11 protein-coding genes are annotated in these 15352 nt (G+C 51.5%); 4 read left to right on the top strand and 7 right to left on the bottom strand.

The features are described from left to right. The first annotated feature begins 228 nt into the window (after positions 1-228). Entirely contained in the window at positions 229-1269 is a 1041-nt protein-coding gene (locus M2374_RS14165) for an oxidoreductase (protein ID WP_096757129.1), read from the top strand. Positions 1270-1316: 47 nt separating this feature from the next. Here M2374_RS14165 and add read toward each other — a convergent pair whose 3' ends face one another. The 4 genes from add to malX form a co-directional block, all read right to left on the bottom strand. Next, on the bottom strand, positions 1317-2318 hold the full coding sequence (add, locus tag M2374_RS14160) for an adenosine deaminase (protein WP_181539685.1): 1002 nt from the start codon (positions 2316-2318) through the stop codon (positions 1317-1319). A gap of 140 nt (positions 2319-2458) precedes the next feature. Next, positions 2459-3847, bottom strand: coding sequence for a GGDEF domain-containing protein (locus tag M2374_RS14155; RefSeq protein WP_181688157.1), 1389 nt, complete (start codon positions 3845-3847; stop codon positions 2459-2461). 215 nt (positions 3848-4062) lie between these two features. Further along, complete coding sequence (locus tag M2374_RS14150; RefSeq protein WP_181490227.1) at positions 4063-5235, bottom strand: MalY/PatB family protein; 1173 nt, start codon at positions 5233-5235, stop codon at positions 4063-4065. Positions 5236-5245: 10 nt separating this feature from the next. Then, entirely contained in the window at positions 5246-6838 is a 1593-nt protein-coding gene (malX, locus tag M2374_RS14145; protein ID WP_181505831.1) for a maltose/glucose-specific PTS transporter subunit IIBC, read from the bottom strand. A gap of 170 nt (positions 6839-7008) precedes the next feature. Between malX and M2374_RS14140 the strand changes: the two genes are divergently transcribed. Further along, positions 7009-8037, top strand: coding sequence for a Mal regulon transcriptional regulator MalI (locus M2374_RS14140; protein WP_117343075.1), 1029 nt, complete (start codon positions 7009-7011; stop codon positions 8035-8037). 68 nt (positions 8038-8105) lie between these two features. Here the strand turns inward: M2374_RS14140 and M2374_RS14135 are convergent, their stop codons facing one another. Both M2374_RS14135 and manA read right to left on the bottom strand, forming a co-directional pair. Then, a complete protein-coding gene (locus M2374_RS14135) occupies positions 8106-9614 on the bottom strand; it encodes a YdgA family protein (protein ID WP_115259948.1) in 1509 nt (502 codons plus the stop codon). Between the two features lie 107 nt (positions 9615-9721). Next, positions 9722-10897 (bottom strand): mannose-6-phosphate isomerase, encoded by a 1176-nt coding sequence (gene manA / locus M2374_RS14130; RefSeq protein ID WP_181688155.1) that lies wholly within the window; start codon positions 10895-10897, stop codon positions 9722-9724. Positions 10898-11160: 263 nt separating this feature from the next. Here manA and fumB point away from each other — a divergent pair, with 263 nt between their 5' ends. After that, a complete protein-coding gene (gene fumB, locus M2374_RS14125; RefSeq protein WP_117343077.1) occupies positions 11161-12807 on the top strand; it encodes a class I fumarate hydratase in 1647 nt (548 codons plus the stop codon). A gap of 142 nt (positions 12808-12949) precedes the next feature. Beyond that, positions 12950-14353, top strand: a complete 1404-nt coding sequence (gene fumC, locus M2374_RS14120; RefSeq protein WP_096757122.1) for a class II fumarate hydratase — start codon at positions 12950-12952, stop codon at positions 14351-14353. Here the strand turns inward: fumC and tus are convergent. Beyond that, entirely contained in the window at positions 14350-15279 is a 930-nt protein-coding gene (tus, locus tag M2374_RS14115; protein ID WP_137400089.1) for a DNA replication terminus site-binding protein, read from the bottom strand. The genes fumC and tus overlap by 4 nt on opposite strands. Positions 15280-15352 lie beyond the last annotated feature (73 nt).

The raw sequence follows: 15352 nt of genomic DNA, 5'->3' as shown, positions 1-15352 counted from the left end.
TGCTTTGATTTATCCTTAAACACAGGAGGCAAATGTTACTTATCAATAAGTAAGACGGCAAGAGCATTGGGAACGATTTCGACGACTTTTTCGCAGCAAGTTATCACTAAGTGGCATATGTTTGACTTAAGTTAAGAAACAACCTTTTCCCTGCAAAGGTTATTAAACTGTTGTGACGTTGCGATGTATGGTGTGAAATAGGTCGGTCCTGAATTGAGAGGCAATAACATGAGTGACAACATCCGCGTTGGGCTGATTGGCTATGGCTATGCCAGCAAAACTTTCCATGCCCCTCTGATTGTGGGCACCCCGGGGCTGGAGCTGGCCGCGGTATCCAGTAGTGACGAAGCAAAAGTGAAGGCGGACTGGCCTTCTGTTACGGTGGTGAGTGAGCCTAAGCATCTGTTTAACGATCCCAGCATCGACCTGATTGTGATCCCCACGCCGAATGACACGCATTTCCCGCTCGCTAAAGCAGCGCTGGAAGCGGGTAAACACGTGGTTGTTGATAAGCCATTTACCGTGACACTGTCACAAGCTCGCGAACTGGATGCGTTGGCGCGTAGCCTGGGTCGTGTGCTGTCTGTTTTTCATAACCGCCGCTGGGACAGTGATTTCCTGACGCTGAAAGCTCTGCTGGCAGACGGAGTGTTGGGTGAAGTCGCTTACTTTGAATCCCACTTCGATCGTTTCCGTCCGCAGGTCCGCGACCGCTGGCGTGAACAGGGCGGACCAGGAAGCGGAATCTGGTACGATTTAGCGCCGCATCTGTTGGATCAGGCCATTAACCTGTTTGGTTTGCCCGTCAGCCTGACGGTGGACCTTGCGCAATTGCGTCCTGGCGCACAATCGACAGATTATTTCCACGCTATTTTGACTTACCCTCAGCGTCGGGTGGTTCTGCACGGCACCATGCTGGCTGCCGCCGAGTCGGCACGCTACATCGTGCACGGTTCGCGTGGGAGCTATGTGAAATACGGTCTTGATCCGCAGGAAGAACGTTTAAAAAATGGTGAACGTTTGCCGCAGGAAGACTGGGGTTACGACATGCGCGATGGCGTGCTGACGCGGGTCGAAGGCGAAGAACGTGTGGAAGAGACCTGGTTAACCGTGCCGGGTAACTATCCGGCTTATTATGCGGGTATCCGTGATGCACTGAACGGCAATGGTGAAAACCCGGTTCCAGCACGACAGGCCATTCAAATTATGGAACTGATTGAGCTGGGTATTGAATCGGCAAAACATCGTTCTACGTTGTGTCTTGCCTGATTACGGAAATGCCGGATAAGCGTTAGCGCTATCCGGCACTATCATCGTTATGCCGCTGCGACTTTCTCACGCAACGCACGTTTCTCTTCAGTACTCAAAAACGCCATTTCCAGACCATTAATTTGCGCCTGACGGATCTGCTCGCGGCTCAACCCTGCAGCTGGAGCAGCAACGGTATATTCGTGAATAATATCCACGCCCTGAACCGCGGGATCGTCGGTGTTTAGACTGGCCAACACACCCTGTTCGAGGAACGTCTTCAGCGGATGTGCAGCCAGTGAAGCAACGGTGCTGGTCTGGATGTTGGAGGTCAGGCAGGATTCGATGCCAATTCGCTGCTCGGCAAGAAAATCCATCAATGCACGATCTTCCACAGCTTTAACGCCATGACCAATACGTTCAGCGCCCAGTTCTCTGATTGCCTGCCAGATGCTTTCAGGGCCTGCTGCTTCACCAGCGTGCACGGTAATGTGCCAGCCTGCATCGCGCGCCCGATTAAAATGAGACAGGAACAGACTGCCTGGGAAACCCAGTTCATCGCCCGCCAGGTCCAGTGCGGTAATGTGGTCACGGTGTGCTAACAGTGCATCCAGTTCCTGCAGGCAAGCGGCTTCGCCAAAAGTACGGCTCATAATGCCAATTAAGCGCGCTTCCACGCCAAAAGCCTTGCAGCCTTCACGTACGCCCGCAATTACTGCTTCAACCACGCCCGCGACGGGGAGTTGATGCGCCATCGCCATATAGCCGGGCGAAAAGCGCAGTTCCACATAGTGCAGCCCGTTACGGGCGGCATCTTCAATATTTTCAAATGCCACGCGGCGGCAGGCATCCAGTGAGGCCAGTACCTTCACGCCCCAGTCAAGCTTCGACAAAAAACTGACTAAATCCGGTTCTGTCGAGGTGACCTGCACGTGCGGGATCAGCGTTTCCAGCGTTTGAGCGGGAAGCGTTAAATTGAACTGACGGCCAAGATCGAGAATAGTTTGCGCACGAATGTTGCCATCAAGGTGACGATGGATGTCGGTTAAGGGGAGGAATTTATCAATCATGGTCGCACTCTTTGTTATAGGTAAAGTGCAGGGCATTATACAACAGATTTAAAATCCTCCAATAACTTAAATAAAAGCACGAAGACCTTTCAAATACACGGTTATTGGAGGTATTTCATCTAATTATGTTTTGAGTCGATTTATATATCAGTGATTGTCATTGTAGGCGCTGTGATCACATTCGCGCTTGTGTCGGAATGGATGACAACACAGTTCCGCCCTTGTTTTTTCGCCTGATACAGCGCGCGATCGGCTAAATCGGCCAGCTGTTCGGCGGCGGCATCATTATCAGCAGACGATACAATACCTAAACTGATGGTTATAGTGCGTGGAAAGTCACCGTTGGTTGAGGCAGTCGTTTGTTGCTCAACGTTTTTTCTGATTCGCTCAGCGATGTTATAGGCAGCATCTACACGGGTTTCAGGCAATAAAATAGCGAACTCCTCTCCGCCGATACGGGCGACGACGTCATGGCTACGACTCTGCTGTTGCATGAGTTTTGCCAGTTTAATGATCACCCGGTCACCTTGCAGATGACCCCAGGTATCATTGACTGACTTAAAAAAATCAATATCACAAAAAATAATACTTAACGGTCTGAGTTCCGTAGATGCTTTTATTTCAGTGCTCAGCATTGTATAAAAATAACCACGGTTATAAAGACGGGTCATCGGATCGCGCACTGAATTTTCATACGATAACTTATACGCCTGGCGTGAAGTTTTATATCGTTGGAAGATATCTGACATCAGAGCGATCATCACCGCCAGGGCACTAAAACACTCCAGTCCACGGGCAATGTACCATCCAGCGGAATCGATATGTGCGTATTTAAGCATAATAACAATGCTCACCAGATTGCTCAGTGCGACGAGTGACATACTTAACCAGAACAGATTTTTGAGTCGCGTAAATACAATGCCTATAAAAGAGATGGATGCCCACAGTATGATAAAAAAATAGCTAAAAAGACCGCTCCATGGTTTAAGCCAGGCATTGTTGTTAGGATTTACCAGTAGCAGACTATGGGGCAATAGATCGGTTGAATAGAGCACCGCGACCGTCACATGAATAACACTCCAAATCAAAGTAAAATGTATCGTTGCATTACAGATATGGTGTGGTTTGTCTCTACGTGCATATAAATAGTAAGTGGCAAAAAAAAGGCCCGCAATGAGTATGTTTCTTAGCGAGTAAAGAACTGCTATGTCATTATAAATAACACTTGCAGGCGTCGTCTCGTTAAAGAATAGATACAGAGCAATAAATAAAAAGATACCGGAGCAGTGAAATGCGCAGGCTAATGGTAGCAAAAATGTTTTTTTACGGTTGCTGATATAATTCATTGTCATGAAGCAGCCGATCTGGATATGTAGCGCTCCCGCAAAGGTGGCAATCACCGGGTAAACGGAGAGGTTATAGTGTTTGTTGCTTAAAGGAATAAACAAAAAAAATAGAAGTACGGCTAAAGAGAAAAGTAAGAGAAGTTTTAAATTATTTTTGTGAAGGGGCGCTGGTGGGGTGTTCATTTTTATACGTCTAAAGTGGCGTTATATTGCGAACATTCTGCCCTGTTTGTATCAGGTTTTTTTGATTTTAACTGCTATTTATTTTATTAAACAAGCTGATAACAAGATTTATATCGAATTAATGCTTCATCAGTACAAAATTTTAAAACTGATATCACGCATTTTTTTCAGGAGCATGAGGTTTGCGCAATACAGGACGTATTGCGCAAGTAAAGTCAGCGTAGCGAACGAATAGCGTTTATTAACCCATTCACACCTTTTTCCAGTTTTGCACGCGGACATCCGGCATTCAGACGGACAAAACCGCGACCTTCTTCACCATAGGTATATCCCGGCATGATCGCGACTTTTTGCTGATGGATGAGTACATCCTGCAACGCATGATCATCAATATTGAGCGGACGCAGGTCAATCCATGCCAGATAAGTTGATTGTGGGATCTGCCAGTTTAACTCAGGGAACGCAGCATTAAGCTCATGTGCGACATAGTGCAGATTAGCGGCCAGATAATCGCGTAACGCATCCAACCACGGGGCGCCGTGCTGATAAGCAGCAATATGCGCGGTAAGCGCCAGTACGGCAGGTGAGGAAAGGCCATCTCGGCCTTTTAGCGCCGCAAGGTAGTGGTTACGGCTATCGGCGTCTTCAACGATCCCGTAAGCCCCGGTTAACGCCGGAATATTAAAACTCTTGGAACCGGATGTGAGCAGCGCCCAGTCGCCTCGAGCAACCTGACTCCATGGGATATGAGGTTGTTGATCCCATACCATGTCCATATGAATCTCGTCGGAAATGACCTTCACGCCGTGCCGTTGACACATGCTGGCCATGGTTTCCAGTTCATCTCGGGTCCAGACCTTGCCGGTCGGATTCTGCGGACTACAGAGCAGAAGAATTTTGCTTTCAGGCCGCGAGAGGGTTTCTTCCAGCTTAGCCATATCGCAATACCAGCCGTGCGCACGTTTCTCCAGTGCAACAGGGTGCACTGTACGCTGGTTGCCTTTGATGGCGTTGTAAAACGCATCGTAAGCTGGAGTATGGATAACCACCGCGTCACCCGTTGATGACCACTGACGGATCAGCTCCGACACCATATAGATGACGGAGGGGCCATAAACTACAGATTGCGGATCGATTTGGGTGTTATGGCGGGTCAGGAACCAGTGGCTAATTGCCGCCAAAAAATCATCATTTTTCCAGCGACTGTAGCCCAACACACCGTGTGACAGGCGCTGCGTCAGCGCCTGGAGAATGCATGGTGCGGTGGCAAAATCCATATCTGAGATGGTGAATGGTAGCAGGTCGGCCGAACCAAACCGGTCGGCGACATAATCCCATTGGGTGCACCAGGTACCGTGCCTGTCCACTTCAGTTGAGAAATCAAACATATTGTTGCCCTTATGCCTGTACGGTATTCATCAGAACCGTCATTTCGTCCTTCACCGACTGGACCTGCGGACCGATGACGACCTGCAAGTTATGCTGATTGAGTTGAACGACACCAATCGCGCGATTGTCCTTCAGTGCCTGCACGTTCACAAGCGACATATCTTTCACGGAAAGACGCAAGCGGGTAATGCAATTATCCAGGCTGACGATATTCTCAGCGCCACCCAGCGCCGCCAGAATAGCCGGGACGTTATAGCCTGATTTGCCCGGCGTTCCTGCCATGACTTTCTCAATATTGTTGGCAATTTCGACATCACGACCCGGTGTTTTAAGATTAAAGCGGGTGATGGCGAAGCGGAAGATGACGTAGTACACCGCGAACCAGATAGCAGCGACAACCGGTACCAGATACCACTTGGTGGACAACCCGTGCAGGATGCCAAACACCACGAAGTCAATCAGGTTGCCATCGGTATTGCCGATAGTGACGCCAAGCACAGCCATGATAGTGAAGCCCAGTCCGGTCAACAGTGCGTGGATAACGTACAGCACTGGTGCGACGAACAGGAATAAGAATTCCAGAGGTTCGGTGGTACCGCCAATCACGCAGGCGATCAGGCCGGAGATTAATAATCCCTTAATTTTATGACGATTTTCAGGGCGAGCACAGTGGTACATCGCTAACGCAGCGCCCGGTAAACCGCCGAGGAACGCCGGCATTTTGCCCTGGGACAGGAAACGCGTGGCACTTTCAGAGAAGCCCTGAGTGGTAGGGCAGCTCAATTGGGCCTGGAAAATAGTCAGCGCGCCGCTAACGCTATGACCACACACCTCCTGCGTACCGCCAGCTTCAGTGAAGCGAATTAAGGCCACCAGAATGTGATGCAGGCCAAACGGCAACAGCAGACGTTCACCGGTACCAAACAGCATCGGACCAAAATCACCGGCGCTATTGATGATGTTACCCAAGCCAGTGATACCCATGGCGAAGAACGGCCAAATCAGCGGAATGACCAGCCCGACCAGTCCCATCACTACCGACGAAATAATCGGCACAAAACGGGTACCACCGAAGAACGCCAGCGCATCCGGCAGGCGAATGTTGTGGAAACGTTCATGCAGCATCCAGACAATGATCCCGGCGATTACCGCACCGAGGATCCCAGTGTCGATCGACTGGATCCCCAGAATGTTTTGCACGTTGTTAGCTTTGAGGATCGCCGCATCCGTGGTGGGCAATATTCCCTTGGCCGTTAACCAAAAGTTGACGGCCAGGTTCATTACCGCATAGCCGACAAAACCGGCAAAGGCCGCAACGCCTTTGTTTTCGCGCGCCAGGCCAAGCGGGATAGCGATACAAAACATCACCGGCAGAAAACTAAATGCGAAGGATCCGACTTTGCTCATCCAGGTAAACAGCGCCTGCAACATCGGGTTCCCCAACGCGGGGAGCAGCGTAATGACATCATGGCTGCTTAATGAGCTGCCGATCCCCAGCATGATCCCGCAAAACGAGAGCAGTGCTACGGGCAACATAAAGGTTTTGCCCAACTGCTGGAAAAATTCCCATAACGTGACTTTTGGTGTGGTTCTCGTCGTCATCTAACGACTCCTTGTAAAAAATCGACCAACGAATGATGGCGAGAAGATAAAACGTTTTACCTAATTTTAGTGCGTTACAAATCACATTATCGAAGGATAATAGGGCGTATAAATACGGATGATTGATAAAACGTTTTATCCATCACGTTATCAGGGAGCTTTCTGGTTTTATGGCTATAGCCAAAAAAATAACCATTCATGATGTAGCGCTGGCGGCCGGTGTCTCAGTCAGTACCGTCTCATTGGTTCTTAGCGGCAAAGGGCGTATCTCATCAGCGACCGGAGAACGGGTCAATGCTGCCATCGAACAACTGGGGTTCGTACGTAACCGCCAGGCATCGGCGCTGCGTGGCGGGCAGAGTGGGGTTATTGGGTTAATCGTTCGCGATCTCTCGACGCCGTTTTATGCCGAACTGACGGCAGGACTGACGGAAGCCTTAGAAGCTCAGGGGCGGATGGTATTTTTACTGCATGGCGGTAAGGACGGCGAACAGCTGGCCCAGCGTTTCTCGATGTTACTCAATCAGGGTGTTGACGGGGTGGTGATCGCCGGAGCCGCGGGCAGCAGCGACGCGTTACGGCAGTTGGCCGGTGAAAAGGGTATTCCGGTAGTGTTTGCTTCACGCGCCAGCTATCTGGATGATGCTGACACCGTCAGACCCGACAATATGCAGGCTGCTCAGCTGTTAGTTGAGCATCTTGTCGGGCATGGTCATCAACGAATCGCCTGGTTAGGTGGACAGAGCTCCTCTCTGACCCGTGCAGAACGCGTGGGGGGATATTGCGCCACGCTGCTTAAATTTGGACTGCCTTTTCACAGCGATTGGGTACTGGAGTGCGCCTCAAGCCAGAAGCAGGCCGCAGACGCCGTGACGGCGCTACTACGGCATAACCCGACCATCAGTGCGGTGGTGTGCTATAACGAAACTATCGCCGTTGGGGCTTGGTTTGGCCTGATGAAAGCAGGGCGACAGAGTGGTGAAATTGGCGTTGACCGTTATTTTGAACAGCAGATCTCGCTAGCCGCCTTTGCCGATGTGGCAGAGAACGCTCTGGATGATTTACCGATTATTTGGGCCAGCACGCCCGCGCGTGAAATGGGATATACACTGGCTGAACGCGTACTCCAGCGAATCAGCAGTGATGAGGGGCATTCGCGCAATCTGACGTTATCCGCCAGACTGGTGACGCAAAAGTAATGCGCCAGAGGTAAAAAAGCCCGATAAATCGCTTTATCGGGCTGTGGCGGACATCACGCAGATGGTAATTACGGCTGCGGAATGGCCGGGGCATCTGGTGCGGAAAGTGTTGGCATACCAAACATGCCGACAAACTCATCCAGCGGCATTTTTTGGCCGTTGAGCGTCACCTGACCATTTGCGTACTGCAGGCTGGAGCCGATGGTGTTGTCCTGTACCGTCGTGATGCGGAACATTTGACCCATCGCAGCAAGACCATTGACCTGCTGTTTCGCCATACCTGCCGCTTCTTCCTGCTGATATCCTTCCAGTTTGGCAATCTGGGTCATGAACTCAGTTGCCATATCCATCGGGATCGCCAGCTTTGCGTCCAGTGATTTCACTGAGCGATCCACTTCCTGGGCCAGCGTTTTTGGTTCTTCCTGGTTCGCATTCGGGTCTTTCAGGAACAGGGACAGATTAAAGCTGGTCTCACCCTTGGCATTTTTCCAGCTCAGTGGCGCAACGGTAATAACCGGCTCACCCTTCATCAGAATAGGCAGAGCGCTGAAGAACGCTTCGGTCACTTTCTGCTGATACAGCTCCGGGTTTTGCACTACGTCAATCTGTGACATCAATGCTTTGGTTTGGGCACTATACTGCTGGCTGAACTGATGTAATGCTTCGCCATCAATCTGGCCTACTTTCAGCGTCAGCTTACCGCTTCCCAAATCTTGACCCTGCAATTTCAGGCTGTTGATCGTGTAATCCAGCTGGCTGTTGACGGTTTTACCCTCGTTAACCAGGTCTGATTTACCGTCGATGCCCATGCCTTCCAGCACCGCCAGCTCTTTGCCTTCGACGGAAATAGACAGCTTATCAAGGGACAATTTCTGATCGCCAATACGCTCACCAAAGCTGGCAACCGAGCTTGAGCCATCCGTCTTCAGATTATTAAAGGTAACTTGTACTTTTTGATCGTACTCGTTAACCGCATTGACCACGCCGCTTTGCGCTTCACCGGTCAGGGAAACCGCGTTACCGTCTTTGTCGGCGCTGAGCTGGAATTCGCCTCCGCTAAAGGCCACTTTCTCATCGCCTTTTTCGTAACTCAGCGGCTTGAGAGATATGTCAGAGCGGGTATCGCCGCTATAGCCCACGCGGGAATTGATGATGAAAGGTGACTCACCCTTGGCAATGTCAAATAACGGTTTGGTGACGTCATTATTCACCAGCGTGGTTTTGACTGCGGCCATCGCGGGTACCAGGTTGAATGACTTAAGCTGGGCTAGCGGGAAAGGGCCATGATCGACGGATTCATCCAAAATGATGCTTTGCCCTGGCTTCAGCCAGGCATTTTCCTGACCGGCAACAGGTTTTACCACCAGTTGCAGCTGGCTGCTGAACACGCCGCGCTGGTAGTTCTCATAACTCAGCTCAATGCCTGCCTCGGGCGAGAGGCGTTTGAGCTGATCGTTTGCCTGCGTCACCATCTCAGCAAGATGGGTTTCCAGTTTCTTTCCCGTGAACCATGCACCGCCCGTCCAGACGATTCCCAGTGCAACCACCACACCCGCAGCTACCAGCGTTTTTTTCATTTCGATATCCATAAAATAAATCCAGGCGTTTGAAGACGCCTGGAGGGGTGACATGTCTTTAACTCACTACTAGCTTAGCAAGAGTTGTTAAAAATATCAGTATCTTGCTACAGCTTGTTATAAACCCGCGCTAAACGACCGGTGCCGCTGACGTTCACCGGCGACTCATTGGCGCTGATAAATGCCGATTCACCTGCTTTCAGTACCAAGCGTTGCTCGCCCTTGCTCAGCACGGCTTCGCCCTCAACGCAGAACAAAATGGCGGCGCTGTGCTGGCTGATAGTGGCTTCACGGGCAGACAGTTCATGTAGGGAGAACGCGAAATCGTCAACCGGGATTGGGAAATCCAGTTCACTCTCTGTTTTGACTGGGGTTGTCAGCAGTTGATTCGCCGGTTTAGCGACAAACTGAACGTTGGCGACCAGTTCTGGAATATCGATGTATTTCGGCGTCAGTCCGGCGCGCAGTACGTTATCGGAGTTGGCCATGACCTCGAGCGCCACACCTTGCAAGTAGGCGTGTGGGGTTTCGGCAAACAAGAACATCGCCTCGCCTGGATTCAGCTTTACCACATTGAGCAGCAGCGGAGAGAACAGGCCGCTATCATCCGGATAGACATCCGCTATCAGACGGATAGTTTGCCACGGCTCACCCTGTTGGCTGTTAAGGGCAGATTTCAGTACGGCCAGCGCACGCGATTTCTCTTCACCCTGCATATTCAACAAGCTGGCGAAAAGGTGGCTCAGACGCTCGGCGTTGGGTTCCTGCAGGAAGTGAGCGATGGCCGGATGCGCACCAGACACTGGCTGTAGCAGCGCCACAATCTCGGAGAACTCGCGAAACGCATTCATCGCCAGGAAAGGCGTCAGGGCAAACACCAGTTCGGGCTTGTGATTAGGATCTTTGTAATTACGCTCGGCGGCGTCCATTGGGATCCCTGCGGCGTTTTCTTTGGCAAAGCCAACCTCAGAATTGTGTTTGTTCGGGTGGACCTGAATCGAAAGAGGCTGGGCAGCGCAGAGCACTTTAAACAGGAAAGGCAGTTCACCAAAGCGTAGTGCTACGGCATCACCTAACAGTGCTGACTTATCGTGCTCGATCACGTCACGCAGGGAAACTGTCTGGCCGTCGGCGTTCTGAACCCGAGAACTGCTTTTCGGATGGGCGCCCATCCACAGCTCTGCCATCGGTTGCTGGGTCGGATTTTCAATGCCATAAAGTTCCGTTAAGGCAGTTTTGCTTCCCCAGGCATAGTTCTGCACTGAGTTGATGAGTTTTTGCATTATCAAGCCCTGTTTCAATGTGGAATTATCTCTGACTATTAAACCAAGAAACCCACGGGGAAGTAACCTGCGCATGTAAAAAGTCGTACTTGTCTCAGTTTTTGTTAAAAAATTGTGTAGGATATGGTGACTCGCTTTTAATACCCTGAGCAATTCTGGTTGCACAAAGGCCGTTGCTGGCACAACCGGACCCGCGACAGGGAAGCAGGGCAATGGAACATCTGCCCAGAGAATAACCAGACCGAGCAGTAAGTGAGAGCACAATGTCAAACAAACCCTTTCATTATCAGCATCCTTTCCCCCTCAAAAAGGATGATACCGAATACTATCTGTTGACCAGCGACCATGTTTCCGTTTCCGAATTTGAAGGCCACGAAATCATTAAAGTTGATCCGCAAGCCTTAACCCTCCTTGCCCGCCAGGCATTTCATGATGCCTCATTTATGCTGCGTCCGGCGCATCAGCAGCAGGTTGCGGATATTCTTCGCGACCCGGATGCCAGCGAAAACGACAAATATGTGGCCCTGCAATTCCTGCGTAACTCCGACATCGCGGCGAAAGGCGTGTTACCGACCTGCCAGGACACCGGTACGGCGATTATTGTCGGTAAAAAAGGGCAACGTGTCTGGACCGGCGGGGGTGATGAAGCCGCTCTGGCCCGTGGGGTGTATAACACTTATATCGAAGATAACCTGCGCTATTCGCAAAACGCCGCGCTGGATATGTATAACGAGGTGAACACCGGAACCAACCTGCCTGCGCAGATAGACCTGTATACCGTGGACGGTGACGAGTACAAATTCCTCTGCATCGCCAAAGGCGGGGGATCGGCGAATAAAACCTATCTGTATCAGGAAACCAAAGCGCTGCTCACGCCGGGTAAATTGAAAAATTATCTGGTCGAGAAAATGCGTACTCTGGGAACCGCAGCCTGTCCGCCGTATCACATTGCTTTTGTGATTGGTGGAACCTCGGCAGAAGCAACGCTGAAAACCGTTAAGCTGGCGTCGGCAAAATATTATGATGAATTGCCGACTGAAGGTAATGAGCATGGTCAGGCGTTTCGCGATGTCGAGCTGGAAAAAGAGCTGTTGATTGAAGCGCAAAACCTTGGACTGGGCGCGCAGTTCGGCGGGAAATACTTCGCCCACGATATTCGCGTGATCCGCCTGCCGCGCCACGGTGCGTCATGCCCGGTTGGCATGGGCGTCTCCTGTTCAGCGGATCGTAATATCAAAGCCAAAATCAACCGCCAGGGGATCTGGATTGAGAAGCTGGAAAATAATCCCGGCAAGTACATCCCGGAAGCGTTGCGTCAGGCCGGTGAAGGCGAAGCGGTGCGCGTCGATCTTAACCGCCCGATGAAAGAGATCCTGGCCCAGTTGTCGCAGTATCCTGTTTCCACGCGCCTGTCACTGAATGGCACAATCATCGTCGGACGTGATATTGCGCATGCAAAACTGAAAGAGCGTCTGGATAACGGCGAAAGTTTGCCGCAGTATGTTAAAGATCATCCAATCTATTACGCGGGTCCGGCGAAAACGCCGGAAGGTTATGCTTCGGGTTCGCTGGGCCCAACCACCGCCGGGCGCATGGATTCATACGTTGATCAACTGCAGTCTGCGGGTGGCAGCATGATCATGCTGGCAAAAGGCAACCGCAGCCAGCAGGTTACTGACGCCTGCCATAAACACGGTGGCTTCTATTTAGGTAGCATCGGCGGTCCTGCGGCAGTGCTGGCGCAAGGCAGTATCAAGAGCCTGGAATGTGTGGAATACCCGGAACTGGGGATGGAAGCCATCTGGAAAATTGAAGTGGAAGATTTCCCGGCGTTTATCCTGGTGGATGACAAAGGTAACGATTTCTTCCAACAGATTCAGACGTCGCAGTGCGCACGCTGCGTTAAGTAACGTCAGCCGCCCCTCGGGGCGGTTTTTTTTACCGCACGAACCACCAAACGAGGGTTCCATCCTCGTCAATACTCATAAGACCAATGGCAAATGGGCAATGTCGAAACATAACCTAATCAATTGTTAATATAAGGAGCAGGTCATGGTAACGGTACGCCGCGAAAATGATTCAATGGGGGCGATTGAGGTTCCGGCCGATAAACTCTGGGGCGCACAAACCCAACGATCGCTGGAGCATTTTCGTATCTCTACGGAGAAAATGCCGGTCTCGCTGATCCACGCGCTGGCGCTCACTAAACGTGCCGCCGCGAAGGTAAATCAGGACCTCGGGCTGCTGGCGGCAGAAAAAGCGAACGCCATCATGCAGGCGGCAGATGAAGTGCTGGCTGATAAACACGCTGACGAGTTTCCGCTGGCTATCTGGCAGACCGGTTCCGGTACGCAAAGCAATATGAACATGAACGAGGTGCTGGCGAACCGGGCCAGCGAACTGCTGGGCGGCGTGCGGGGGATGGAACGTAAAATACACCCCAACGATGACGTCAATAAAAGCCAAAGTTCAAATGACGTGTTCCCCACGGCTATGCACGTTGCCGCACTGCTGGCTCTGCGTAAGTCACTTATTCCACAATTGAATGTTTTAATTGAAACACTGAGTAAAAAATCCCACGCGTTTGCAGATATTGTCAAAATTGGCCGTACGCATCTGCAGGACGCTACACCGTTGACGCTGGGTCAGGAAATTTCTGGCTGGGTGGCGATGCTGGAACATAACCTGAAGCACATAGAAAACAGCCTGCCGCATGTGGCTGAACTGGCTTTGGGAGGAACGGCCGTCGGCACCGGACTGAATACACATCCTGAATATGCTCGCCGGGTCGCGGATGAACTGAGAGTGATCACCTGTGCACCGTTTGTCACCGCGCCGAATAAATTCGAAGCGCTGGCCACCTGTGATGCGCTGGTACATGCCCATGGTGCACTGAAAGGTCTGGCCGCATCGTTAATGAAAATTGCCAACGATGTGCGCTGGCTGGCATCTGGTCCGCGCTGTGGTATCGGCGAGATAGCGATTCCTGAAAACGAGCCAGGCAGCTCCATCATGCCTGGTAAGGTCAACCCCACACAATGTGAAGCCTTAACTATGCTGTGCTGTCAGGTAATGGGCAACGATGTGGCTATCAACATTGGCGGAGCCTCCGGTAATTTTGAGCTTAACGTCTACCGACCGATGGTTATCCATAATTTCCTGCAATCAGTTCGTCTGCTGGCAGATGGTATGGAAAGCTTCAATGCGCACTGCGCGACCGGCATTGAGCCCAATCGCGAGCGCATTGACCAGTTGCTCAACGAATCCCTGATGCTGGTGACTGCCCTGAATACCCATATTGGGTACGATAAAGCCGCAGAGATCGCCAAAAAGGCTCACAAAGAGGGGCTGACGTTAAAAGCCTCGGCGCTGGCGCTGGGCTACCTTAGCGAAGCCGAGTTCGACAGTTGGGTGCGCCCGGAACTGATGGTCGGAAGTATGCGACCGGGACGTTAATCTGCCACATACAGGTGCAGCCGGGGAATAATCAACCTCAGCGGCTGCGCCTGCGGTTTGAAACGGTGTTGCACGTTGTCGGCATCGTAATTCAGCAACTCGCCGATGTCCGGCACACTCATACCATTATCGTTATTAATCAGTGCAATCAGCGGTGTCGGACATGCATATTGCACTTGCTTTTGCTGCCCTTTGTACCAGACGCGGGCGATGGGCTGGACTTTCACCGGTCTTTTTATCTTCAGTTTCGCCTGTTGCGGCAGGGCGGCAATGTCCTGATACTCGCGCTCCAGACGGGCCTGCCACTCTTCGCGCGTCCATGGATGTACGCTGCGCGGTGAATTCAGGCTCTTTTCCAGTTGTTCCAGTACCTCATCGCGTTTCAGGTTTTTAATAATGTGTTTATTGGCCCAACCGAATCGCAGGGTCGCAGGTTCTCTGACCACCGTCAGCGTTCGATAAGCATTGAGGGTGATGAGTCCTGGTAAATGGCGATGCACCCATTCGAAACGTGCGGCGGGTGGCAGACCTGAATCCACCGTCACAATATGCTCAAAGGTTGTTTTCAACTGGTTGATACGCTGAATTTGCGCTTCCAGCGTCGCCTGAGAAGGGCTGTCGACCTGATAGCACAACACGCCGGGTAGGCGCACGGCAGCTTTGCTGCTGCGATTCTCGGACTGCTGCTGAATAAACAGGTGGCGATAGTGGCGCAGCGCCAGACTTTGAGCTTCTTTACCTAAATGTTGTTTAACGTCGATGGCCTCCAGCGGGGCGTGCTCCGACTCTTTTGCGATTTCTGGCAAGGAGAACACACGGGCAATCAGTAGCGTGTGCTGCTGCAGATTTTCAGTGAATTGCGCCAGTTCTTGTTCCATCTGGCGAAAAGTGCTGTTCAGACGTTCAACGAGATCGTAACGAGCCATAGAGTTACCATTTTAGTTACAACATACTTTTTTATAGCACACCCAACGTTACCTGACCACCGAGCCGTAGGGG

Origin of the sequence: Citrobacter sp. JUb117 (genome assembly GCF_024809055.1) — a bacterium.
Lineage (GTDB): Bacteria > Pseudomonadota > Gammaproteobacteria > Enterobacterales > Enterobacteriaceae > Citrobacter > Citrobacter gillenii.
Note: the sequence above shows the minus strand (reverse complement) of the source record. Positions and strands in the feature narration are given on the sequence as shown.

Excerpts from the sequence above, each read along its gene's own strand:
- M2374_RS14165 (WP_096757129.1), top strand. The coding sequence starts at position 229 with ATGAGTGACAACATCCGCGTTGGGCTGATTGGCTATGGCTATGCCAGC.
- add (WP_181539685.1), bottom strand. The coding sequence starts at position 2,318 with ATGATTGATAAATTCCTCCCCTTAACCGACATCCATCGTCACCTTGAT.
- M2374_RS14155 (WP_181688157.1), bottom strand. The coding sequence starts at position 3,847 with ATGAACACCCCACCAGCGCCCCTTCACAAAAATAATTTAAAACTTCTC.
- M2374_RS14150 (WP_181490227.1), bottom strand. The coding sequence starts at position 5,235 with ATGTTTGATTTCTCAACTGAAGTGGACAGGCACGGTACCTGGTGCACC.
- malX (WP_181505831.1), bottom strand. The coding sequence starts at position 6,838 with ATGACGACGAGAACCACACCAAAAGTCACGTTATGGGAATTTTTCCAG.
- M2374_RS14140 (WP_117343075.1), top strand. The coding sequence starts at position 7,009 with ATGGCTATAGCCAAAAAAATAACCATTCATGATGTAGCGCTGGCGGCC.
- M2374_RS14135 (WP_115259948.1), bottom strand. The coding sequence starts at position 9,614 with ATGAAAAAAACGCTGGTAGCTGCGGGTGTGGTGGTTGCACTGGGAATC.
- manA (WP_181688155.1), bottom strand. The coding sequence starts at position 10,897 with ATGCAAAAACTCATCAACTCAGTGCAGAACTATGCCTGGGGAAGCAAA.
- fumB (WP_117343077.1), top strand. The coding sequence starts at position 11,161 with ATGTCAAACAAACCCTTTCATTATCAGCATCCTTTCCCCCTCAAAAAG.
- fumC (WP_096757122.1), top strand. The coding sequence starts at position 12,950 with ATGGTAACGGTACGCCGCGAAAATGATTCAATGGGGGCGATTGAGGTT.
- tus (WP_137400089.1), bottom strand. The coding sequence starts at position 15,279 with ATGGCTCGTTACGATCTCGTTGAACGTCTGAACAGCACTTTTCGCCAG.